Source organism: Micromonospora sp. LZ37, assembly GCF_059359015.1.
In genome coordinates, this window is record NZ_JCADBL010000022.1 from 805 (window position 1) to 27,297 (window position 26,493).

General features: G+C 70.6%; 1 protein-coding gene (only partly in view). It reads left to right on the top strand.

Going from position 1 to position 26,493, the window contains the following annotated elements; genetic code table 11:
• Positions 1-26,493, top strand: the 5' portion of a protein-coding gene (locus tag AC5L3Z_RS29255; protein ID WP_494846572.1) for a hypothetical protein. Its footprint extends 1,017 nt past the window's final position; only the first 26,493 of its 27,510 coding nucleotides appear in the window; the start codon lies at positions 1-3; its stop codon lies off the right edge, out of view.

Consider the following 26,493-nt stretch of genomic DNA (forward strand, 5'->3'; position numbering starts at 1 on the left):
GTGGACGTCGTTCCAGGGGCATCGGTGCCGGTCGTCGAGAACCCGGTCGTGGTCGCGGACGGTCCGGTTCGGGCCGCGATGAACCTGGACGGGGTCGTTGCGGGGGTAGGGGCCGCCAGAGCACCCCGCAACCGCCGTGCCGTCGTCGACTCCGAGGGCCAGGCGGGCGATGGACGTACGGAGGGGGCGACCGCCGGGCCGGAGGCGGCGCACGATGCCGCACCATCGCGGGAAACCCTCAGCGGGGCGCAGGCGCAAGCCCGGAGCTTCCCGCCCCTGCCGGGCCCTGATTCGGCGGGCAGCTTGCAGTCGAGAGGCGTCGAGTCCGAGGGGCGGATCGGTCTTCCTGAGGCGGGGCCGGCTCGGTCGGCGCACCAGCAGGAGACCGAGGTGGCGGTGGAGTCTCCGTCCGCGCTCACCGAGGCTGAACTCGCAGACAGCGTCCAGGTGCTGCGGGCCGGTGGGTCGCTCGGTCCGGGTGGTCCGCCAGCGTGGGCCGAGCTGACCGGCGAGTTGTATCGCGTGTTGGGTTTCGGCGTCGGCGTCGGCGTCGGCCGGCGCTCGCGCGGCGTCGGGTCGGGCCGACCCGTGCCGCTGGTGGCATGGGAGCACGCCGCGTCCCGGCTGGCGGTGGAGTCCGCTGTCCGCCTGGCCGGGCCCGGCAGCGCCGCCTTCGTGCGATTCGGGGCGGTGTCGGATGTCGGCGCGCTGGCTGTCGCGTACCACGGTTCGGACGGGGTGCTGCGGTGGATCGAATTCGATTCGGACGGAGGGCCGCGGCTGCGGGAGTCGGGCGAGCGGTCCCCGCTGGACGATCGATGGCCGGTGGGGCAGCGGCCTGGCGGTCCATCGGTGGTCGAGGTCGCGGGAGTTCTGGTCGATGCTCACGGTCGGGCGGTGCCCTCGGCGTTGAGCGGGGACGGGACACCCGCCTTTACGGCACCGGACCGGCAGGCCGGGAACATCGGGGACGTCAGCGACGCCCCGGTACTGCGGCTGCGTGGTGGCGCTGGCCAGTCCTCGGCCCCCGGGGAGGGGCAGAGCGCGCGACTGGCGGGTGTGCTCCGCCGTACGGCCCAGGCCCTGCTCCGGAATCACCTGCACGGCGGTCGGGCGAACCCCGAGCTGGGTGCGGTCGCCGAGGCGGCGGCCGCGTTGGGGTCGGGCGGGGCCGCGATGGTCGCGTACGCCGCCTCCACGCCCGGCGGGTCCACCACGCCCGTCCCCAACCCCGCCAGCGTGCCCAACCCGGCCGATCCTGTTCCGTCCTCCGGCGAACAGCTGACCCAGGCCGAAGCGGCCTCGTCGTCGACGGTGGGGGTCGCTGCCACCGGAAGCACGGCCCAGGCGGGAATGTGGCAACCCGACCTTCGGAGTCTGCCCAACGGCGTGCGGCTGCTCCCGCTGCCGGCAGCCGACCGACGGGCGGCGCGGTTCGCCCGGGCCGCTGGGGAACTACGGCCTCCGAGGGACACCGTCGTGTTTGCGGCCACCCTGTCGCGCGATCCGGGGTGGCGGCAACTGCTGTCGCGACCGACGTGGCGGAACGAGCTGTGGCTGGTCTCGGCGGATGAGGGACGTGTGCCGCTCGTCGACCTGGTCGAGCAGTTCGCCGGGGTGTCGGACCCGGCGCCGACCCTGGTGCTGTATCTCCACGACGCGCCCCGCGAGCTGACCCGCCTGTTCGGCTACCGCGCTCAGGAGATCATCGACCACCTGCAGTCGCGGGGTGCGGCGGCGCCGCGCGGAGTCGTCGTCTCGGCGTCGTCCAGGCGGCGGGTGTGGCACGGTCTCCTGCACCGCCAGTCGGTCGACTGGTTCTCCGTCCGGCCGGGCGATCGGGAAATGACGCAGCATGCCGACCTTCGCGACGCGGTGATGCAGTCGCAGGCTGCGGCGCTTCCCCCGCTCGACCTGGCGCGGGAGGTCCGGACTCGACTCGAGGGCGGGACCGGGCGTTACGCCGAATCGGACCTGGCTGCTCGCATTGTCCAGGACATCTTTCACCAGAACGTGGCCGCGATTGGGAACCGCGAGCTGGATATCGCGGCACCGCCGCCATACCAGGAGCAGGAGGCCGTACCGTACCCCGAAGGGCCACTCGGCGACGTTGTCACCGTGCCCGTCGGCGGGTCCAGCACGCCGGCCGGCCAGCTGTCCTCGGTGCGGACCTGGCTGCGGACGGGTACCGTTCGTCGCGTCCCCAACGCCGGCGAGCCGACCGTTGAGGTGTTGCTGCCGGCTGGAGTGACCGGTGGAGTTCTCCGTCTTCCCGCCAGCGACGACGCCCCGTCGGTGGACGTCCTCGCCCTGCCCAGGGCGGCACCGAAGGGCGTCGAGGTGCAGCTGTGGGTCAACCGCTACCGCGACGGTCTCGCCGCCGTGTGGATGGAGAGCCCTCTGCATTCCCAGCTGATGGGCGCCATTCCGCAGGACGCGCTCGACTGGGTGCAGGTCGAAGGGGGCGACCTCAACCCGACCAGCATCGCCGGCTACCCGGCGTCCGCGCTGCTCCGCTCGCCGATCGGCGGCACGTGGTTGACTCCCGAGGAATACGTCGACCAGTTCCTGTCGAGCTCCGACGTCGGGGTGCCGATCGTGCTCCTCCTGTCCGGCGGGCGGGACCTCGGCGAGTCCGGCTTCTACCGGGGGCTGGCTGACCGTGTGGTGGTCGTGACCCAGGTCATGGCGGAGACCAGGCGTGGCGACAGTCTGCGGTGGAGGCGGTACTGGCGTGCGATCCACAAGGTCCGTGCCGACGGCCCGCCGGAGATGTACGCGGAGGACTCGAACCTCGGCGCGTTGTTGTACCGGCTCACCGGCGGTGAGCCCCCCGGCCGACGCCCTGGTGGCTGGAGGTATGTGCCGAGGAGCGGGCCGCCACTGCGGTCCCTGCCCAACGGTGTGCGGATGCTTCCGCTGCCCGCGTCCGATCCGCGCGCGGCGCGGTTTGCCCAGGTCGCGCAGGAACTTCGGCCTCCGGCGAACACCGTCGTGGTTGCGGCCACCCCCGTTGCGTCGAGTTCGACGGTTGGGAACGACGACCTCTGGTTAATCTCGGCGGACGATCCGGACCGTGGCGCTGTGCTGCTCCGCGACGTGGTCGAGCAATTCGTCGACGTACCCAGGTCGGCGCCGACGCTCGTGCTGCTGCTCAACGACGCGACCGACGAGCAGGTCCTCCGGCATGGACGCGATGCCCAGCGGTTCATCGACGACCTGTGGCGGCGGGGGGGCACACCGCCCCTGGGAGTCGTCGTCTCGACAACGGCCCAGCCGCGCGGGCCGGGCTCCGCGCCGCGCCCGACCAGATGGTTCTCGGCACGCCCGAACCAGGCCGGATTGACGGCGCATGATGACCTGGGTGCGGCCGTGGCCACGGCGCGCGTGCTGGCGCTTCCCCGACTCGATGCGGGTGACATCGGCGGGGCGTCTGTCGCTGACCTCGCCCAGGAGGTCCGGATCCGGCTGGCCGACGACGTTGGTGGGGTCACCGACCCCAGGTTGGCCGCTCGGGTGCTGGCGGAAGTTCCGGAGGTGCAGCTCTACGATCCGTCGCGATCGGCGGAGTTGGCTGCCGGCCGCGTCGGTAGGTGGCTCGACGTCCCCGTCGGGGAAGCCAACTCGGCCGCCGAGACGCTCCGCCAGGCGCGAAGCTGGCTGCGTCTGGGCGCCCTGCGCCGGATGCCCGCGGCCGGTGAGCCGACGGTCCGGGTGGGGCTGCCGTACTGGCTGACCGACGTGGAGAATACGGCGAACCGCCCGGTTCCGGGTGTCCTGCGCCTGCCAGCCACCGAGGAAGCTCCAGCGGTGGACGTGCTCGCTCTGCCCGAGGTGAATGAGAATGGCAGGCGGCAGCAGCTGTGGGTCAACCGCTACGGCGACGGCACCCTCTCCGCCTTCGGCATCGACGGCGCTCTGCATGCCCAGCTGACCGACGCCATCCCGCAGGACGCGCTCGAACGGGTGCAGGTCGAACAGGTCGACGTCTACCCGGGGGAGCGCGAAGGCCATCCGCCGTACTCGCTGTTCCGTACGCGGCTTCGCAACCGGTGGATGACCTCGGATGAGTACGTCGACGAGTTCCTGCCGAGCCCCGGAGCACAGCTGCCGATCGTGGTCCTGCTACCGAGCGGCACGACACCAATCACCGAGACGGTGCTCTATCAGCGGCTGGCTCGGCGCGTCGTGGTCGTCACTCCGGCGACCGTCGAGAGCGCGAACGGCGCCGTCGATCCGGTTCGCGTCCCGTGGCAGGCGGCCCATCGGCCGCAGACCGATCCTGGCCGTCCGGCGGTGACCGGGCCGCTGGCCACGTTGTTGTCCGACCTCACCGGAGAACGCCCCGGCGGCGGAATTCGGTCGGATGGGGAGCCCGGCTCTGGTGAGGTGACCCACGGCAGGGCCCGACGGTCGCCCGCTCTGAGCGAGGACCAGTTGCGGGTGAGGCTCGATGGGTTGGCCGGCCGGCGCCACGATGCCGACAGCTCGGCAGGCAGGTTGTCCCTGTTCGGGGAGTTGTATCGAGGGCTGCTGACGGGCGAGGCGGGCAGCGGCGATGTCGACGCTGTCCGCCCGACCGGCGGCGCGTTCAACCTGTTGATGCTGCTGGCGACGTGGGAGCATGCCGCGTCGCGGTCGGCGGTCGAGTCGGCGGTGCTCGCGGCGGAGCCGGGTAGTGCTGCCCTCGTTCGGTTCGGTCGGGCGTCGCAACTGATCGGGTTGGGAGTCGCCTACCACACGGCCGAGGGTGTGGTGCGGTGGATCGAGCTGGAGCCGGGTGGTGGGTTGCGGCTGCGGGCGGTGGGCGAGTGGTCCCGCCTGGATGATCACTGGGCGGTGCGGAACCCGTCCGGCCGCCCGGTGGTCGATGCTCGGGCGATCGTGGTGGGACCCGATGGTTGGGCCGTGCCCGACGCGACGACCTCCGGTGGGACATCCGCCCCCGAACGTCGCGTCTCCCAGCCACCCCCGTTCAAGGACCTGGCGGCGACGGGGCTCGTCCTGCACACGGTCGACTTCGACGAGGCCAGCTCCACGCTCTGGGCCGCGCAGCGCAACGACCTCGACGCGCTGGCGAAGAAGATCGCGGCTGACGCGGTGCGCCGTTGGCGGGCTGGTATGCCGCAGGTGCGGTACCACCTCGAGGGCGGCGGCAACGGCAATCGCGTCAGCCGGCTCCTGGGCGGGAGCACGCTTGGCCACCAGGCCGGCATGCGCCGCGCCGAGGCGGTCCGGGCCGAGCTGGTGAAGTCGCTCGGCAGACACCTGCACGAGCTGGTCGGTGGCCAGCCGACGCTGGACGTCAGCGGCATCTTGGCGCCACCGTCCTCACGCGGGCGCGGCCCCTCCTCGGCGCCGTTGGGAGTGCTGGGAGCGCCAGACGACGCAACGCGACGACGGGCCCTGATCTGGGGCGTCGTGGACAGCACGGCGGACCTGGGGCTCGGCCCCGTTACCTCGGTCGGTGACGTGTCCGCCAGGGTGGACAGCGGTGCGGCAGCGCCGATCGACCAGCCAGCCGACCCGGACCCCGGGCCGGCCTCGCAGGCAGAACCCGCCCCGGTCAGCCCGGTGGCAGAGGTGGACCGTGCCGATGAGCAGGCATGGCCCCAGCCGGATCCCGACGCGGCTGAGGCGGGCCCCGAGCTCGTTGAGTCCGCCGCGGAGGCCGTCGAGGCGGGCCCCGAGCTCGTTGAGTCCGCCACGGAGGCCGTCGAGGCTGGCCCCGACGCCGCCCGGGTGCTGGGCAAGCTTCCCGAGGACCGGGCCGCCGAGCTGGTTCGCACCGCCGAGGGGCTCGTGGATGCCGCGGGCCATGAGGCCCCGCGCACCGTCGAGCAGCTCCACCAGGTCCGTACGCTGGTCGAGCGGGTGGCGGTGGCGTTGCACCGGCAGGGGTGGGACGCGGCCCGAGCCCTGGCCCAGCAGCGGCCGGACGCCGAGCGGGCCGGCACCGAGGTGCCGCGGGCAACCGTCGTCCCCGGCGATGCCGCCCGCTGGCCCAGCGAGATGCCCGAGCATGGCTGGCGGATCAGCCTGGAGGGTGTCTGGCACGACCGTGACGGCGTGTTGCTGACCCGCGACAACGAACTCGTCGAGCTGCTTCCGGACATGCCGCGGCCGGAGGATGGACCGGAGGTGTTGCTGGTCCGGGAGGACCTGTTCAACTGGTACTTCCAGCTCGACGACGAACCCATCGTGCGGGTCCCCAGGCCGTCGTCGTTGGATCCGAGGACGGCCGCGGCAGTCGAGGTTGTCGCCTCCGCGGAGGCCGTCGAGGCGGGCCCCGAGCTCGTTGAGTCCGCCACGGAGGCCGTCGAGGCTGGCCCCGACGCCGCCCGGGTGCTGGGCAAGCTTCCCGAGGACCGGGCCGCCGAGCTGGTTCGCACCGCCGAGGGGCTCGTGGATGCCGCGGGCCATGAGGCCCCGCGCACCGTCGAGCAGCTCCACCAGGTCCGTACGCTGGTCGAGCGGGTGGCGGTGGCGTTGCACCGGCAGGGGTGGGACGCGGCCCGAGCCCTGGCCCAGCAGCGGCCGGACGCCGAGCGGGCCGGCACCGAGGTGCCGCGGGCAACCGTCGTCCCCGGCGATGCCGCCCGCTGGCCCAGCGAGATGCCCGAGCATGGCTGGCGGATCAGCCTGGAGGGTGTCTGGCACGACCGTGACGGCGTGTTGCTGACCCGCGACAACGAACTCGTCGAGCTGCTTCCGGACATGCCGCGGCCGGAGGATGGACCGGAGGTGTTGCTGGTCCGGGAGGACCTGTTCAACTGGTACTTCCAGCTCGACGACGAACCCATCGTGCGGGTCCCCAGGCCGTCGTCGTTGGATCCGAGGACGGCCGCGGCAGTCGAGGTTGTCGCCTCCGTGGCCGTACCGGAGGGAGTTGTCCTCCGGCCGAGCCCGGCCGGCTACCGTCTGCACCGCACGGACCGGCCGTTCGGGGAGGACCCGAACGCGTCCCTGGCGCGGTCCGGCGGACGGCCTGTGCTCGCGGTCGACCCGCGTACCGTCGGGCCGGACGTCATCCGGCAGGTTCTGGATGCGATGCCCCTCGATGGTGCCGAGCGACTCGTCGTCCGGGTCACCACCGAGACACCGCTCACCGTCGATGAACTGGGTGAGCTGGCCGCGCAGATCCAACGCGACGGTAGGCCCGCCCGTCCCCTCGTCGTGGCGGCAGGGTCGCTGGCGTCGATGCCCACCGAGCCGCCGCCCGGGTTGGTGCCGATCGACGCCGAAGGTGAGGTCACCTTCCCCGAGCTCGCCGAGGACTACGAGGTGCACCCGCCCGGCCGGGACACCGCGGCGGCCCGGATACCGTACGGGCTGGCGGAGGGCCCTCGGCCCGGTGCGTACCGCTTGCCGGACGGCTGGTTGGCCGAGCAGAACCCCGACGGCCTCTGGTTCCGCCCGGAGTCGCTGCCGACCCGCACCTCCGCTGCCGGTGCCGGCCGCGCCCGGCCGGATGACCGACCCCGCATCACCGTGGGGGTACGAGGTGCGGAGCCACCGCCCGTGGTGGTCAATCGCATCGCCGACATCCTGGCGACGCTGCCCGAGGGGCGTCGGCCCCACCTTGTGGCGCAGGGCGTACCGGAGTGGCGGCTGTGGCTCACGGATCCGTTGCCGCAGCCGGTCGCCGGCGGCCGGCTGGTGAGCATTCCGGCGGGTCTCATCCTGACCGCGGACGGGCACCTGCCCCAGAATCTTCCGGCAGCCGCCGCTGCGGCGCCGGCCGCACAGCGGACGCTGCGGCTGATGCCCGACGTTGGTTTCGCCGATCCACAGCAGCTTGCCACGGTTCTCGACGCGCTCTCCCCGCAGCTGCGCGACCGGCTGGTACTCGATCTCGGACTGGCTCGTCCCAGGCTGTCCCTGTCGGAGGCCACCGAACTCGCCCGCGGCCTCCAGGTGGCGGTCCGGCTGCCCGCGACAACGCAACTCGGCACCGGAGCCGACGGTGTCCTGGTGTCGCCGGTGGATGCGGACGGCCGGCTGACCCGTGCGGAGTCTGCCGAGGCGCTCCACCTGCTGCCGCAGCCCGACCCGGGGCAGATGCCGTTCATCCCCGCCGACCTGCCCGCCTCCGACGGCGTGGACACGGTCCCGCTGCCCGACGGGTGGCAGCTGCAGATCCTCCCGGCCGGCCTGTGGGCCCGCCCGGCGGACGTGTCCGATTCGCTCGTCAGAGAGATGCTCGGCCGGTCGCCAACGACGAACGAACCGCGACTGTTCGTCGGAGTGCCCGGGGTGGCCGTGCCGCCGGCTGTCCTCGCCGCGCTCCCGGACGTTCTTGCCGACAGCCTGCCGGGGGAGCTTCAGGCACAGCTCACGGTGGAGACACTCGACCCGGGCCGGCCGTCGGAGCCGATCGCGACCATCCTGACGACGTCGACGCCCACCAGCGACGGCGAGCTCGTGGTCGCGCGGCGGCTCGGGCCCGAGCGGGTGCCTGCGGGGTCCCGTCCGATGCCGGGTTCCCAGCGAATCCGTCCCAACCGGCAGGTGCTTCGGCTCGGGCCCGAGCGGGTGCCTGCGGGGTCCCGTCCGATGCCGGGTTCCCAGCGAATCCGTCCCATCCGGCAGGTGCTCCGGCTCGACCCCGCCACCGGCGCCGTCTCCCTCGTCACGCTTGCCGAGCGGTACAACCCGCCAGCGAACGCCGAGCCCCAGGGGCCGGCAGTCCGGACCGCGGTGCCGGCGGCCTTCTTCACCATCGATCCGCAGAGCAACTCCATGGTGCCCGCCACCGTGGAACCCGACGAGGTGGTGCTCGACCTCCAGCCTGCCGTCTCCGTGGCAGACGCCGCGTCGGACTGGGAGCGCGTGCTCGACTACGACTGGACCAGCCGGCGTTGGAGCGTCGTTGAGGTGCCGCGGCAGGAGGCAGCGGACCCGCCCGTCGACCGGCCGTACCAGGTGGTGCGCCGCGACCAGGACGGGAACCTGGACCTGCTGACCTATCCGGCGCCGCCGGTCGGCCCCGCCCGGCCGCCGCAGGACGGGACCATGCTCTATCGGCTCGACGACCAGGGCGGCCGGTGGGAGCCCGGTGAGCTGCCCGGGGAGCCCGAGGTACGCCGGCTCGCCACCGTCCCCGCCGGTGTGGACGTGGACGGTGGCGAGGGCGCGACGATCCGGTTGGCCCGGGACCCGGCCACCGGCCGGTGGAACCTTCTCGCGGAGCCGCCGGAGCCCAACGAGCCGTCGTCGATCCGGCACGCCCCGTCCGGGGACGGGTCCGGCCTCGTGGCCCGCGTGTCGGCGCCCCGCAGCGGCCACTCGTACTTCCGGTTGGGCCCGGACCAGCAACTGGTCGCGCTGCCGGTGCGCGACGAGGGGACCGACGTCGTGGAGATCGACGCCGGTCGGTGGCCGGCCGACGTGCGGCGACGCCAGCTCGCGGAGGAGGCACAGGTCAGTCCGGGCGCCCGGATGACGCCCGCGCAGCGCCAGGACAGGGTCAACGAGGCGCTCGCCCAGTCGCCGCCCGACGCCGTGGTGACCACCTGGCCCGGCGTGGACGAGTGGCAGCGGCTGGATGTTGCGGTGCGCCGCCTGCGGACGGCCCTGCGCCAGCCGTCGGCCTGGGGTCAGCGGCAGGAGTCCGTCAACGTGCTGCTCGAGGGACGCGGACTGGCCCGGGTCCGGTTGACCGATGAGCAGCACTGGGCGGCCGACGACGAGATTCGCGCCGAGCTGGCCCGATTGGTGTCGCTGGCCGAGGAGCTGGCCACGGGCCGCGATCACCCGCTCGACGCCGCGGAGCAGCAGGCGGTAGCGGCGAGCTGGCGGAATCTCGCGCTGCCCCGACAGCTCGTCCTGACCGACGAGCAGCACGCCGAGGCGGCGGCGGCGGAGGTTGCCGCCCGGGACGACCTGCTCGGCGAACTGTCCCGGGAAATCACCGACCTGTCCGAGCCCGACACCGACGCGCTGCCACCCGAATCCGTACTGCAACAGGTCCGCGACGCCGTGAACACGTTCCACGGCTTCCTGCTGGCCGAGCGTGGGGTGCCGGTGGACGCACTGCTGCAGGTCAGCGGCGTCCTCGACCGACTTCGGGGCGATCTGACCGGCGCCCGGCGCTCGGCGGCCGCGTCGCTCCGCCCCGCCGGGACGTCGTCGATCCCGGCCGGCGCGGTGCCTGCCGGTTCGACGGTGCCGCCGCAACTGCGGGCTGTGCCGCCCCAGTTCGTCTGGCGCCCCGAGCAGGACGGGGAGCCACTGTCCGGGGCAGTGCAGGACGCGCTGCGCCGGCACGGGCTCTACGCCGTCGCCGATCCGCTAGGTCCGATCATGGCCATCGTCGGCGCCGGGATCCACCACGGGATGACCGGTCTGATCCGCCCGGCGCTGATGTCAGGTCGCGACTGGGTCGCGGCGGTCGCCGGCATGATCTTGGCTGACCGGGCGCAGAGCCGCACCGACTGGCCCCTGCTCGGGCTGGAGCGACCGACACCGGAGACGGTGCGTCGGGTGATGCGATGGCTCGACACGGGCCTGGCGCCCGAGCAGATGCCGGCCGAGGTGCTCGGTGACGGGCGCAGCGTCACGGCGGAGCTGGTGCGGCTGGTCGCGGTCCTCCTCGGCCGTCCGGTACGGCTGATCGGGCCGGACGGCTCCGAGCTGGTCGTCGGTCCGCAGGCCGACGGGCCGACGGTGACCGTCGTCGACCACGGCGGGGGCCTTCTGCTCGCGACGGTGCCCCGTACCGCGGTCCCGGCCGCGCTCCGCCCGCTCGACGCGGACACCCTGCTCAGGGTCAGCATCCGCACCCCGGACGAGTCCGATGGCGTGCCGCCGGACGCGATCGCCCTCGCCGACCTGAACACCTTCCTGACCGAGGTGGTCGGCGTCCCGGTCGTGGGTCTGCCCACCGCCGAGGAGCTGACGACACCCACCTCGGCAGGCCGGGCACCGCACGAGCCGCCGCCGTCCGCCGCCCGGACGACCAGCACGCCGCCCGCCCCGGGTGTGGCTGCTCTGTTGCGGAGCGCACGGGCGGGCGGGGTCGTCCGGGACCCGGTCGCGACGAGCGTCGATCGGCCCATCGAGACGCTCGTGCCCGGCGACGCCGAGCTGTTGACCGACCATCAGCGGCAGGCGCTGGAGGCGGCGGGGCTCGACGCGGTACACGTGCCTGGCGCGTCCGACACCTTCTTCACCGCATTGCGGATCGCCGGCGACCATCACGCCCGTCTCCGCCCGGTAGCCGGGTGGCGGACCAGTGAGCTGCGAACCATCTTCGCCACGCTGCTGCTGGCCGACCGGGCCCAGGCGGTCACCGCCTGGCCGATGCTCGGCATCGACACCGACGCCCTCGCCGCGCGCGGTCCGGAACTCGCCCGCTGGCTGGCGCAGCTGGCCGCCAACGGTCTGCCGGCTCCGGACGGAGTCCCGCAGCGGCTGGCGCCCGCGGTGGCGGAGGTCTTCGGCGTTGGGGTGGTGCTCGTCGGACCGGATTCGACGACCCGGGTGACACCCGAGGGCACCGACGCGTCCGGACTGCCGGAGCTGTACCTGACGTTCACCGGGGACGGCCGGGTCATGGCGGCGGTGCCCGCGACCGGTGACCGGGGCGGGCACGTGGTGCAGGTACGTGAGCCGGTGTCGGACGACCGCGTCGAGCCGGGGGAGCCGACACCGCGGAACACGACGCCGGCGGGCGGCACCGTCAAGCAGATGCCACCTCGGGTAGCGCTCAGCACCGCCATCCCCAAGGCGGAGTTGCCGTACCTGCCTGAGCTGCTGGCGGCGATCCGGAAGGAGGCCGAGGAGCTCGGCGTTTCCCTCCCTGAGGAGATGCTGACCGACCTGCCGCAGGTGGTGACCGCCAACGCCAGGTACGTGATGGGCGATGAGCTGGTGCGGCCGCTGGGCGAGGTCGAGGTGTCGATCCGGCTCGATCCCACCGACCCGCAGGTGGTGCGGAACCCGGCCGGGTCCTACGATCGGGCCGCTCCCCGCTCGCCGGTGGATGAGCAGGAGGGTGGGGCGGCCGTCGCCGAAGGCCGGTTCCGCAGCAACAAGACGATCCGCGGGGCTTTCCAGACCGGAGTTCACGGTCAGACCCGGAGCGATCAGGCCAGCGCGTTCCGAATCGCCGCCAGCCTGGCGTTCGGGGCCAACCTCGACCCGACCGACTTCGTCAGCGCCGCGTCGGTGAGCCTTACCGTGAGCGGCGCTGCGAACGTGACGAGCCGCACGCACGGTCACATCAATGACACCGAGGAGGGGCGCGTCCAACTCGGTGAGAAGGCGACCCTGTTCGCATACCGCCCGAACTGGTCCTTCTCGCTGCGCAGCAACTCTCAGCCTCAGTGGACGGAGCGGAAGCACCTGGAGGAGCCGGACGACGCCGCCGAGCGGAGGGATCTGCTGCTCTGGGTGGAGGACCACTACCTCGGTCCGGCCGGTGAGCAGGTGCGCGCGGTCGAGCCTGCCGACGGTGACGCCGCCAAGGACTTCGCGCTCAGCCGGCGGCTTGTTCCGCCGACCAACTTCGTCTCCGGCCTCACCGGGCGCTCCGAGCTTGTCGACGAGATCCTGGCGACGCTGCGCGGCGGCGGCCTCGACTACAAGATCGGCCACCCTACCCGCGATGAGCTGCGGCAGAAGGTGGAAAATCTCGAAGTCCACCTGCGTCGGTCGACGAGCGCCAAGGGTTACCGGATCGTGCTGCACGACGAGGGCCGGGCCGTCGCCGAGGTGGTGATCTACTCGGAGCGCGGCGACGCGAGCCGGGTCGGCACTACCAGCACCCACGCCCCTATCGAGCGGGTGCGGACCGCGATCGTCGGAAACAGTGGGGGCCAGGGCCTCGGCAACGCCACCACGGTACGCGCCAACGTTGATCTCAACCTGCTCCCCGTCCCCGGTTTGCATCTCGGACCCGGTGCTTCCCTGGGATGGACGTGGCTGAACAACGACGGCCACCGCGCTGGCCGCGCGAGCCTGCGAGTGATGGTTTCCCGCTACACCGGGCCAACCTCGCGATATGAGGTCGACCTGACATTCCGTGCGCGAGTCAGCATGGTGACCCGGCCGGCCGCCCTGGCCGTCGAGATCAAGCCGGTTCACGGTCAGGCGTTGCTGAGTCTGACCGAGCAGGAAGCGTTCGGGCACGGTTTTCCGGTCGATCTCGACGCGCTCAACCCCGATCTCGTCGCGCAGATCCAGCTCAACGGCACCGAGCGGGTCGTGCCCTACGTCGCCGACGGGTTGCGCCACACCGGGCGTCGCGGCCGTCATCCGGATTCTCCGATGCCCGACGGCAAGACGGACCCGACCGCCCTACCACTGCCTCGTCACGTGCTCGAAGGTCGGGGCATCGGCCAGGGGCTGGTGGATGTCGAGGAGGCCGTGGTCGAGGAGTTGTTCGAGGTCGCCAATGAGGTGCTGGCTGAGGAAGGCTACGTGCCGGTCGACCCGAAGCGGCCGTTCCTTCCGGGGCAGCAGGAGAGGGTGCGGTGGGGGAGGAAACAGGGACGCGACAGCCGGATCGAGAACTACGATCAGCTGCGAGAGGCGATATCGCAGTACGCCTTCGACGCGAACTACGACGATATCCACCGGGCCGAGTACAGCCGCACGCTGCGGCTGCGGGACCGGCGGGGCGAAGTCGGTAGCGTCCGGATCAGCATCGCCGCCGTGCAGAACCTCGCCGACCGCGTCGACGCCGACGGCAACTCCCTGGACTACGTCCGTCGGGTCGGTGACTGGACGCAGACGTACCTGCTGATGGGCATGGACACCAGCGGCCAGAGCGCTGGTGGAGGTTCTGAATTCGTACCCCTTGCCGGCCGGCTCAAGTTCGCCTCGGTCATCCCGAGCCTCCGCTTCTGGGTCCGCTCAGGTGTGGAGTTCAAGCGGAGCGTGGGCGTGACCGAGAATGTCGGCCGTCTCACCAACCGTCCGGAGCTTCTGGAGTACGCCGGCGACCTCGACGAATTCCGGTTACCCAGTCGGTACCGCCTCGCCATCGAGTTTCCCGACGGGAGGGTCGTCGAGCACTGGACCGGCGAATCTTGGGCGACCGTCCGGCTGGCGACGATGTTCAACTCGCCCGCGAGCGCCCCCGGCCCCGCGCAGCCGACGGTGCCGGCGGCACTGAACCGCGCGGTCATCGGCTACCTGGACACCACCGGGGTGTCGGCCGCGACCAAGGCGGTGCTGCCCAACTTCGTTGGACCCGGAGGCCGCGGCGACGAGGAGGTCGCGAACTTCGCCAGCACCATCGCCCTCTCCTCGCATGCCAAGGAGCTCGCGGCCGGCACTTACGTCATGGAGCTCTCCGGTGCGCAACTTCTAAGTGACGACCGCGCTGATGTCTCGATCAGGAGCACGCTGCGCGAGTCCCGGCACGTCGGCACCACGGACGACCCGTACGTCCTGGGTCTGATCTCGCTCATGCTCACCGAGGCCGGAACCGCAACGATCAGAGGCAGTAGCTGGGCCTGGGAGAAGCTCGGCTTCGGGTTCGGCGCTGACCCCGACGGTGCCACCGTGAACAACGTCGGTCTCGAGGCCAACGCCTCCCGGGGGTGGGGAAACAGCCTCCAGCACAGCCGGAACCTGGTAGGCGGCATCGAACATCTCGACCTCAGCTTCGACCGCGCGTACGCGTTCGCCACCGAAGTCGACTTCGAGATCACCGCAGCGCGGGAGCGGCACTCCAAGATGTGGCCGACCACACGGACGGTCCAGACACGCCACGTGCGCGGCCGGGAAATGCTGTTCCTGCTCGCCGAGCCGGACGCCCTCGCCGCGTACGGCGAGGGCCTGGTGTCGCTGAGCGACGAGCAGTTGTTCGAGGCACTGCGCCGCTGGCGCCGTGGCGAGCTGACGCTGCCCGGCTCGGTGGCGGCCCGGGTCCTCACCCGCTGGGAGGGTGACGCCGTCGCCGCACCCGCTCTGCCGGGTTCCCCCGGGACCCACGGCGCCTGGGATGCCTGGCGGCGCGACCTGGCACGGTACCTCGCCCGGCGGCATGTGGACGCCGAGCTTCCCGTCAGCGATGCGGACGTCCGAACCACCTTCGCCAACGCGTTCGAGCACCTGCACCCGGCCGAGCGCCGCGCACTGATCGAAGAGAAGATCAACCCGTACGCCGATCTGCGCCTGCCGGGATACCTCAGCGGTCCCGGTCCCCGCGCCCTCGGTCACGCCGCGGTCCGGAACCTGGTGCTCGACGACGACACGACGGTGCTGTCGATGATCCGCACGGCGGTGGAGCGTGCGGTGTCCGGCCTGCTCAGCGGTTCGAAGGTCGGCAGGCTGCCGGGTGGCCTGGATGGCCTCGCGGGGATCTTCGACCACAACCGGATCCATGCCGCGCTGGTGGACATGCTGCACACGGACGGCCTCACCATCCACCTCGTCAACCCTGAGTACTGGCTGCTCGCCCACGGTGTGCGGGTCACGGTGCGGTTGGACCTCCACGGCCAGCCGGAAATCACCGGCGTGGTGCGCAACAGTGGCGTGGAGAACTACGGCCATGCGTACAGCTTGAAGAGCGTGACCAGGTCGGCGTGGGGAAGCCGGAGCTTCGGTCTGCCGCTGCCCAGCCTCGGCCTGAGCACCGGCACCGCCGGCACCGGGGCCGGGGCGAGGGCCCAGTTGTCGGAGGGCAACCACCGGTCGACGCGGCGGGGCGACGTCAGCGTTCGCGAGCAGACCATCTACGACTGGAAGGAGCTGTTCGAGGCCCTGGTCCACGCCAGGGTGGTGGTGACCGTCGAGCGCGAGGACATGGTCAACCGGCCGCTGAACAACCTGTTCGTCCGGCTGACGCACTGGCTGACGGGACGCGAGAGATCGGTCGCTGAGGTACGCGACGGTCAACTGACCCTGCGGCTGCCCCGTGGGCTGGCCGAAGCCGGCGATCGCGGGGACAACCCCGCGACCAGGCCGTCTTACGCGCCGGTGCCGCACCTGCCGGGCGACGCGTACGTCATCGCGGCGATGCTGGACGACGCGTTGCCGGTCGCTCGTCGGCTCCTCGGCCACATGTTCGGTCCGCATGCGGACGACCCCGAGTTCCGGTCCAGCATCTCGTTGGACGCCCTGCTGACTCGGACCCAGCTGGACAACCACGTCCCGGACATGCTGACTGATCAGGGGTACCAGCTGGCCCAGAACCTCTTCGTGCCGGGACACTCCGGCGACCGGGCGGATCTGTGGCTGCGGGGAGAGCTGTTCGACGTCCGGATCGCTGCGACGATCCTCGACTCGACCGGCACGGGCCGGTATGCCAAGGACCAGAGCGGCACCACGAGCACCAGTGCCACCACGGAACGTTACCTGACCCTGACGCCCGGGATCAGCGAGGGGGGCGCGGTCCACGACCCAACGAGTCAGCCGGATCTCCTTCTGACGGGGGCCCTGAGCTCCCTGCGCGAGGCGCCCCACAAGCAGGGCAGCGGCGACACGGACAACTACCGACGGGAGGACCACGTCCAGCAACAGGGCGCGGTCCACCTCGTCCGAATGCGGTTCCGTGGCGCGTTCCAGGCCGAGCGGCACAGCGACGGCCAGCTCGGACGCCGGGTGGTGGGGTACTACCGCAGCGCCGATTTCACCGGCGAGGTCTGGGCCGCCATCTACACCGCGGAGTTGCGGCAGTTGCTGGACGGGATGAATCGGCGGGATGCCGCCGAGGACCCCGCGGCCTGGCCGCGCCCGACGCAGGACACCATCCGGTTCAACCTGGACCGGCTGTTGGCAGAAGCGCCCAGGTCGGGCGCGGACGCGTTCTCCGTCGGTGACGCCATCGCCGGGCGGATCCGCGCCGGCCGCGAGGTCGGCCAGCTGATCGTGCTGCAGACCGACGAGATGCGCCGCGTGCTGAGGAGCTACCGGGCGATCCTGGACTGGGCCGAGGAACACCTTGGTGAGCACGATCCGGACGGCAGGGACCTGGCGACGGTGCGGCGTTGGCGCTCGGAGCTGGAGACGTCCGCGGGGCTGCCCGCTGACCGCCGGGCTCTGCACCAGACGTACCAGGCCCGCATCGCAGGGCTGATCGCCACGGTCAACGAGCTGCCGGCCAAGGACGGCACCACGGGTGGTCCCCGTCCGCTGCCGGACACCGTCGCGCTGCTCGCGACGGACCCGATCGCCGTCGCCCGGGCCGTCGCCGCCGGGATCAAGAGGTTCGTCCAGGTCGAGGTGCACCCGGTGGACGGTCCCCGGACCGAGCACCTGATCAGCCCGGTCGGGCTGGAAGCCGCCACCATCGATGCTGCCCGGGCTCGGAGGGCCCATGCTTCGGCCGCTCGGCAGTTTGGCCCCATGCCCGTACGCCTCGAGTCGCCCAGACAGCTCGACGTGCGGGAGCTCCAGGGCGTCGTGGCTGAGGTCCGTGCCTCGGTGGGGGGCGGTCTCGACAACTGTGTGGCGTTGGTGGCGCAGATGCGTCAGGTGCTCTACCCCGGTTGGCACTGGGGCGGGGTCACGCGGGACGACTCGGTGGTGGGTTCTTCTCGGGCCGCCGATCGGCTGCTGCCCGGTGCGACCTGGACGCGGGTGGATCCACGCTCTCTCATCGAGACGGTTCAGAAGCTGGGCATCGGCGCTACCGCCCTGGTCCTGGTGGGCCGGCCCGGTGGCTCGATGGGTCATGCGGTGCTCCTGCACCACACCCGCGACCGCGGTGTGCAGCTCGTCGAGCTGCAGGCCGCGGGATCGGAGCTGAGGTCGGCTGACCCGCAGGCGCTGCGAGAGCTGCTCGATTCCCCGTCACTGCGCCGAGGCGTGAACCTGCGGGCGGTCGTGTTGGACGCCCGGGGTATGGAGAGTCGTGCGGATCTCACCCCCGAGTCCGCGTCCCTGGCCGCAGCCGTGGTCGACCCGTCGGCCAATCCGAGGTACGGGACGCTGGGTGCATCGACCACCTCGACGGCGGTGCCTCCGAGTGTGGACGGTTCGCAGAGCGATGCGGTGGTTACCGGTCAGGGCGTTGCCGCCACGTCGGCCAGCGGGTCCTCCGCATCCGCGTCGGCGTCAACCTCGGCGGAGGGCGGCACCTCCTCGGCGGCACCGGCGGACCAGGGGCCGGCCGGCACGCCGTCGATCGTCAGGACCTGGACGGACTGGGGACGGCGGTATGTGGAGTCGCTCTGGCCGGCCGGCTCCGGCCAGCCGCTCGCATCCGCCGCCGATCCGACTGGCGCGCCGCGCACCGACGCAGACTCCGAGAGCACCGCCCTGCAGGAGAAGTCGCACCGGCCGTACCGGATCCTGCCCAACGGGGTGCGGTTCCTGCCCCTGGAGGCATCGGATCCGCGGGCGGAGCGGTTCAGGCAGGCCGCGCAGGACTTCCGACCTCCGGCGGGCACCGTCGTGGTCGCGGCGACCCTTCCGCAGAGTCCGACGCAGCAGTGGCCGTTGTTCTCGGCGGACCAGCCGGGCAAGCGCGTCTGGCTCAGCGATTTGATCGCCGACTTCGCCGAACCGCCGAACCCTGCGCCGACCTTGCTCTTCTACTTCTACGGCGCGACCTATCAGCAGGCCAACCCGTACGGGGTCGAGGTCCAGCGGATAATCGACGAGCGGGCTCAGCGGGGTTTGCCGGCGCTCAGGGGAGTGGTCTTCTCGGCTATGGCCGAGCCGCAGGTGTGGAACCTCCTCAGCGGTCCCGACCCACGTCCCGCCAGGTGGTACTCCGCCCGGGCGGCGGACGGCAAGCTGTGGCCGTGGGATGACGTGACCGACGCGGTGGCGTACGCGGTCGGCACGGCTGTCCGGCCACTCGAGGGCCTCGTGCCGGAGGTCCGTGCCCGACTCGCCGGTGAAATCGGTGGGCACCCGATCAGCGATGCGAACCTGGCCGCCCGCATGTTGGAGGCGGGCTCGATCGAGGTGGGACCCGTCCGCATCGAGTCCAGTGTCGCCGTGCCCCTCGGCGACTCCGGCACGCTCGAGGAACAGCTGTACGCGGTGCGACGCTGGCTGCGCCTGGGCGCCCTGCGCCGCGTGCCCGCCCCGGGCGAGCGGACGGTTCAGGTGCGGCTGCCGGAAACCGCGCTTGCCGGCATCCTGCGCCTGCCGGCGGCCGGCGATGCCCCGGCGGTGGATGTGCTCGCCGTGCCAGATGTTCGGACGGCAGACACAGCTCAGCAGTTGTGGATCGCCCGCTATCGCGTCGGCGCCCTGGTGGGCTTCGTGATGAGCAGCGACCGGCACGCCCTGCTGATGGACGCCATCCCGTTGGACGCGCTGCACCGGGTGCAGGTCGAACAGCCCACCCTCAACACCGCGGACGTCAGAGGGCACCCAGAGCACTCGCTGATGCGTTCACCGCACGATGGCGAATGGGTGACCCCGAGTCAGTACGTCGAGGAGCTCCTACCGGACACCGGTGCCGAGGTGCCCATCGTGGTCCTGGTGCCAGCCGGCACGCTGGATCTCGCGGCGGCTCCATTTGTCACGAAGTTGGCTGAGCTCGTCGTGGTCGTCAGGCAGGAAGACAGCCCGACCAGGGACGGAGGCAGCTCCGGCTGGGTGGCCCACTACACGCCCCGTGAGAACGACGGGACGTCACCGCTGAACGAACGCGGGTCCGATCTCGCCGAGTTGCTGTACCGGCTCACCGGCGGTGATCGACCCGGAGAGGTTCCTCTCGCCCGCCCCGTTGTCGCGGAGCTGCTGGCGGACAACCCCCACCATCTGCCGCGGGTGCGCACCGCAGCCCGCCGGATCTTCGAGGATGCGCCGAGGCCCTCCTCTGCGGCGCCGGTGTCGGTGTCGCTGCCGCGTACCGTCACCGACACGCAAGCCAATGTCGAGGCGTGGTTGACCGGCAGCGAGCTGCGGGTGGTGAGGTGGTCGCAGCGGACCCGCCCGGGCTCGCCCCTCCTCGTTCCGGCCAGGTACGTGCGCCGGGTGACGTTCGGTGGGATGACCTATCACATGGTGGACACGGGGGCGATGGCTCGCGGCGGCTTCGCCGTGCGGAAGTCCGCGGGGAACTGGACGGTCCACGTCAACGCCGTCCCCGACCCGGAGGCCGGCTCGGCTGTGCTGGCCGACCCGCTGCCGTCGTACAGCCAGCTCACGCTCCCTCCGTACGAAGAGCAAGCGACGCCGACCGGAGCGGTTGATCCCTCTCTGGTCGGGCTGGGTGACAACGTTCATCCGGAGGCTGTGCTGTCGCCGTCGTTGATCGCAGAATTCGGTTTGGAGTACGAAATTGACAATGTCACCACTCCCATTCAGGATGCGGGTCGGGTCCTGGTGGCGGGTGCCGGGTGGACGTTGACGGTCGATGACACTCATGTAGCTGCCACCGGCCAGGGCAATATCGAGTACAAGATCTCTCCGGAACTGGATCTGGCCGCCGTCGTTGCCGCCGCCTGGGACATCGTCGCGTTGACCCAGAAGATGCGGGAGTTGGCGCTGCGCGAGCCGGCCCGGCAGGTCCCGTTGTCGGATCTGGTGGCTCACTTCCCGGGAAGGTTCACCCTCCAGCAGGACACGACCCTCACCGTGCGGGACACGCATTTCCGGGGCGCGGTGCAGTCGACCTGGGGGGTCGGCCTGACGGACATCCGGCGAGTCATCGATGAGTTGCTCCCCCCGGACCAGGCGACCGCGATCCATGAGCGCACGCGCAAGGTCGTCGACTTCTATCGCGAGAGACATGCCAGCTCCTTGTCCGAGGATGCGGAGGGATTCGTCGAGCTGATCAACATGTACCTGGTGCGAGCCGGGTGGACGAACCCTCCGACGGACCACGACGTCAAGGCCATGTTCCGGATGATGGCGCGGAGTGATTTCGCCTCCAGCTACGAGAAGCTGCTCAACGATCTCGACCGTCGCCAGGTCGCCCAGCTGCTGTTGCCTGGCCCCGGTCAGGACGTTCCCGCTCTCATGGAGGCGTTGTCGTTGAACGCCACCCACACCATCTTCACGAAGCCGTACACCATTGACCCTTCGAAGAAGACGCTTGTGGCACAGGTGCCGAGGACGGTGGAGTGGCTGGCCTCGATCATCAACGGGCGAGGCGAAGGCGGGGTCAAGAAGGATCTCCTGTCACCACCTCCGGGCTACCCGCTGCACACAGGGATCGCGGGTGCCGACGTCGGCATGGGCGCGATGGGGGTGGACGAGGTGAACAAGCGTGTCTTGTTCGAGATCCGAGGCAACCCGCTCCGCCAGGACAACATCCCCACCAACGGGCGACTTGTGCGCGCCATTTCCACCGAATACGTGCAAGCGGCCCGCTACAACAGCTCGATGCGGTCGACCATCGAGCCCGACGTGTCACGCGCCGCGGACACCTACGCCCTGCTGGAGCACCTCGAGCCGGTCCTCTTCCTGCTGGAAAGATTGGCGCTGTCGCTTGGCCGGGATGGGTTGCCCACCAGGTGGAAGGTCCTGCTCAGACTCCGGGTATCGCCACTTCTGCGGGACATCGGGAAACTCAAGGGCAATCCGTTGCTTGAGGCGCACCCGACGCTGCGCGAGCAGCTCGCGGATCTGGGAAGCTTGCTCGCGCAGTTGCGAGAGATGCCGGCACCCGTCACGGATTTCGGCCCGGAGTCGCCGATCCTGTCTGGATACCGGCAGGCGGTTGAGCGGTTTGGGCGTGAACTGTGGCGGTTGGGCAGCCAGCCACTGGTCGATGTCTACCTCACCGCCTTCGTGAACGCGGAGCTTCGCCGGACCAACCATCCTGCGGTGAGCGCCAGCGAGGTCGCCACGGCACTACAGTCCCGCTCTCGCGACGGGGTGACCGTCAGCGACCCACTACCGGCGCTCGCCCAGGCGGTCGCTGATCAGATTCGAGACCCCGGCCCACGAGTGCCCGGGACCGCCCATCCCGACCCTTCGCAAACAGCGTCGTCGGTTTCGTCGGTGGTGGTGGATGGTGCGGGGGTGCGGCGGGATTTCGTCGCGTTGGCGCATGGTTTGGTGGGTGGGAGGTTCCCGCTTGGTGGGGTGAGGTTGCCTGCGCCGGTGTCCCTTGATGGGGCGGGGTTGGCGGATGTTGTGGGCCGGGTTCGGCAGATGGTGGGGGTTGGTCCGGCCAATTGTGTGGCGTTGGTGGCGGGGATGCGTCAGGTGCTCTATCCGTTCGGGGTGCGGGTGGGGGTGGTGCGTGATGACGCGGTGGTGGGGTCTGTTCGGGCGGTTGATCGGTTGTTGCCGGGTGGGGACTGGGCGCGGGTGCCGCGGTGGCGGGATCTGGTGGCGGCGGTTGACGGGTTGGGGGTGGGTGCCAGCGCTCTGGTGCTGGTAGACCGGCTTGGTTGGCTGGGTCACGCGGTGTTGGTGCATCACACCAGCGACCTGGGTGTGCAGGTGGTGGATCTGCAGGCGCGGGGGTCGGGGTTGTTGCCGGCGGGTCCGGAGGTGTTGGGGGAGCTGCTCGACGTGCCGTCGACCCGTTTCGGGGTGGGTCTGCGGGCGGTGGTGTTGGACGCGCAGGGCCGGGAGGTGCGGGGAGAGTTCCAGACCGCTGCGGCGTCGACGTCCCAGGCCGCGGCCCTGGTCGACCCACCGCGCACCAATGCGTACGGCATGCTGGATGAGGAGGATTCCGACGCGACGGATGATTCCGATGATTCCGACGCGGAATCGTGGCTGGTCTCGTCGGATACGGACTCCACCGCTGATGCGGATTCGCTTTCGGAAGGGTCGGATCCTGCCTCCCCTCTTGAGGGGCGTTGGGAATGGCCTGCGTCTTGGGACAGCACGGTTGGCCCGGATCCGCTCGAAGGCACTGATGAACCGGCGGGTTCGGGTTCTCTCGCCTCTGACGAGTCGCTGGACTGGAGGCCTGACGATCAATTCCCTGGCCTGCCGGACGGTGGCATGGCGGTGCAGCAGGGGGATGCGACGGTCGCTGAGGTCGAGGTGCCTGCTGCGGCGTCCACCTCGAAAGCGCTGCCGCCGATCGAGGTGCTGGGCAACAATGCGTGGCTGCTTTCGTTGCCGCCTGCTGATCCGCGTGCGGAGCGTTATCGGTCAGATGTTGCAAGCTTCGTTGTCCCGGCGGGTGCGGTGGTCGTGGCGGCCACCTTGCCGTCGGAGTTGGAGCGGCAGAATGAGAGTCTCCGGCTTGTTTCGGCGGGGCATCCGAGTGGCTTCGTTTCGCTGCGCGAGGTGGTGAGGAGTGTCGCGGCAACCGCCCGTGACCAGGCGAGTGTCCTGGTGCTGCTCCTCTACGGCGCGGAGACCGGCCCGAGCTGGCGCTACACCCTCGCTGCTCAGAGGGCGGTCCAGGAGCTGCTGCGGGAGGGTGTGTGGGCGCCCCAGGGAGTGGTGGTGTCGGCGGGGGCTCCCGAGGGTCCGGCTGACGGGGGGTGGTTCTCGGTCGATGAGGTGAGTGACAATTCGGACAGCCTGCAGAGGTGGCATTGGGAGTTGGAGGACGCGATAGCGCAGGCGCGGGAGCTGGCACTGCCTCCGCCGGATCTGAGAAACCAGATCCGTATTCGGCTCGCTGGTGAGTTCGATCGCTACGGGTTCACCGACGCGCAGTTGGCCGCGTGGGCTCTTCGGGAAATTCCAGAGGTGCCGCCTTATGATCCGTTCGGGTCGACCACGTTGCGGGACGGCCGGGTCGGGCGGGATGTGGCGGTGCCCGTCGGCGATTCTGATTGGCTTGACGTGCAGTTGAACGCGGCGCGTCGTTGGCTGCGGCTGGGTGCGCTGCGTCGTATTCCCCCGGCGGGGGAGCAGACCGTCCAGGTGCGGTTGCCGGAACAGGTGGAGGCTGCTGCTCTTCGCTGGCCGGCCACCGCTGACAGGGCGGCGGTCGAGGTCCTGGCTCTGGCTCCACTTGCGCGGTGGGGCGTGGAGGAGCAACTGTGGGTCACTCGTTACGGTGATGGCAGCTTCGTCGCCTATACGTTTGACAGTGACATGGTGGCGGTGTTGACGGATGCCATTCCACGGGATTTGGCGGACATGGTGGTGGTCGAGGGTAGTCCGTTCAATGCCACAGCGATGCACGTGGGCGAGCACGACTACCCGCCGAACTCGCTGATCCGCTCACCCCGGGACGACAACCAGTGGCTGACCGCGGAGGAGTACGTCGCCTCGTATCTGCCGGGCTTGGGGGGCGAAAACCTCGATGACGAGTCGCTGGCGGCGATCGTTATTCTCCTGGGCGACGTTGACCGCTCCGATGGGGTCCTCCGCCGGACGGTCGTCGTCGAGGACACCGCCTTCTACGACGCGTTGGTTCAGCACGTCACGGTCATTACCTATGACGGTGACTTCCTGACTGGTCGCCCGGGATTTTGGAGGGTCCATCACGACCCGCCGGAGCCAACCGACAGGATTTCCCAGGTGACCGGGTATCTGAACCTGCTGATGAGTTGGCTCCTGCCTGGCAGCGGTCAGACGACGGGGCGCCAGTCGTCGGAGGCTGACGACAACGATCTCGTCGTGGGTCCCGTTGGTAGCGGAGTTCCGCTGCGAAGTGTTCCCCCGGACTACGTGGATACCTTCATGACGCCTCCGATGTATCCGGTGGACGTCGATGTGGAGTCGACGCTGGACCCGGCTGACCTGCTGGACCCGGTGTCTGTCGGTTCGGTCGACGGCGACGGGGAGGGTTCGGCGCCAGCACCCGTGCTCACCGAGGATGAGCTGCGGGCGTTGGTGGGCGGGTTGGCCAACGGGCCGACAGATGTCGGCACGACGGCGGGTCGGTTGGCGCTGTTTGACGAGTTGTATCGAGGGTTGCTCGCCGATGGGGTGCCTGACAGCGCCGTCGATGATGGGCGACCGCGGCAGATCGTGCTGGGCGGGCTGATTCCGTCGACGGCGTGGGAGCGTGCCGGATCCCGGTCGGTGGTCCACTCGGCGGTGAGCGCGGTTGGGCCGGGCGGCGCGGCTTTCATCTCGTTCGTGCGTCCTCCGGACGTCGGGTCCGGCCGGCCGATGTCGCAGCTGATCGGGTTGGCCGCCGCCTATCACACCGCCGATGGTGTGGTGCGGTGGGTGGAGCTTGAGCGCGGTGAGGGGCCGCGACTGCTGGGGGTGGGTGAGCGGTCCCGACAGGATGATCACTGGTCGGTGGCGGAGCTGTCCGGTCACCGGACGGTGGAGGTGCGGGCGGTCGTGATCGGCCGTGATGGTCGGGCGGTGCCCGGTGCCGTGGGTGTGAATACGCCGTCGGTTTCGTCGGTGGTGGTGGATGGTGCGGGGGTGCGGCGGGATTTCGTCGCGTTGGCGCATGGTTTGGTGGGTGGGAGGTTCCCGCTTGGTGGGGTGAGGTTGCCTGCGCCGGTGTCCCTTGATGGGGCGGGGTTGGCGGATGTTGTGGGCCGGGTTCGGCAGATGGTGGGGGTTGGTCCGGCCAATTGTGTGGCGTTGGTGGCGGGGATGCGTCAGGTGCTCTATCCGTTCGGGGTGCGGGTGGGGGTGGTGCGTGATGACGCGGTGGTGGGGTCTGTTCGGGCGGTTGATCGGTTGTTGCCGGGTGGGGACTGGGCGCGGGTGCCGCGGTGGCGGGATCTGGTGGCGGCGGTTGACGGGTTGGGGGTGGGTGCCAGCGCTCTGGTGCTGGTAGACCGGCTTGGTTGGCTGGGTCACGCGGTGTTGGTGCATCACACCAGCGACCTGGGTGTGCAGGTGGTGGATCTGCAGGCGCGGGGGTCGGGGTTGTTGCCGGCGGGTCCGGAGGTGTTGGGGGAGCTGCTCGACGTGCCGTCGACCCGTTTCGGGGTGGGTCTGCGGGCGGTGGTGTTGGATGCCCAGGGCCGGGAGGTGCGGGGTGAGTTCCAGACCGCTGCGGCGTCGACGTCCCAGGCCGCGGCCCTGGTCGACCCACCCCTCACCACGCAGTACGGGGCGCTCGGCCTCGAGTTGGAGCTGGACTTCGTGCTCAGCCCACCCGAAGGGCGCCAGCTTCATTACAGCGCCGAGATCGTACGGGGGGCGGGGGTCAGCCTGACCATTGACCACCGGCCGTACTACGAGGACGAGCAGGGCCGGGTCTACCCGGGCCCGTACTACCCGGCGCAAGTCCGTGAGCTGCTACCCGACAAGAAGCTGAAAGAAACTGAGTGGGCGATCATCGAGCTGGTGCTCAAGGAGTCCGCGATTGTGGACGGCGATGCAGGGCGACCCGCATTGAGAGACAGCATGGCCCGGTTCGCCGACGTCTTCCAGCGGCTCTCCCGCGCGCCGATGCTGACACCGGGCCGACCGGCGCTCGGGCTGACTCTCGCTGAACTCTTCCCCGAGGAGGCGGGTTACCAGGTCAAGCGAGGGTACCAGCATGTCCATGTTCTGACGCCGCACGCTCCGGTAGCCGAAAACATTCATGCGCAGTACACAGTCGGGGTGCCCATTGTTGCACTGCATTCGTTTCTGACCTGGTTGGGCAGGGCGGAGCGTACGCACCGGCCCGATTCCCTGCAACTGCTCGAGAACGGTCTGCGATTCGGCGATGAGCTCGCCGTCCGATACCTGGCGCAGCATCAGGCGCGGGTAACGGTGGAGGATCTGCCCCTGCTCGGGGCC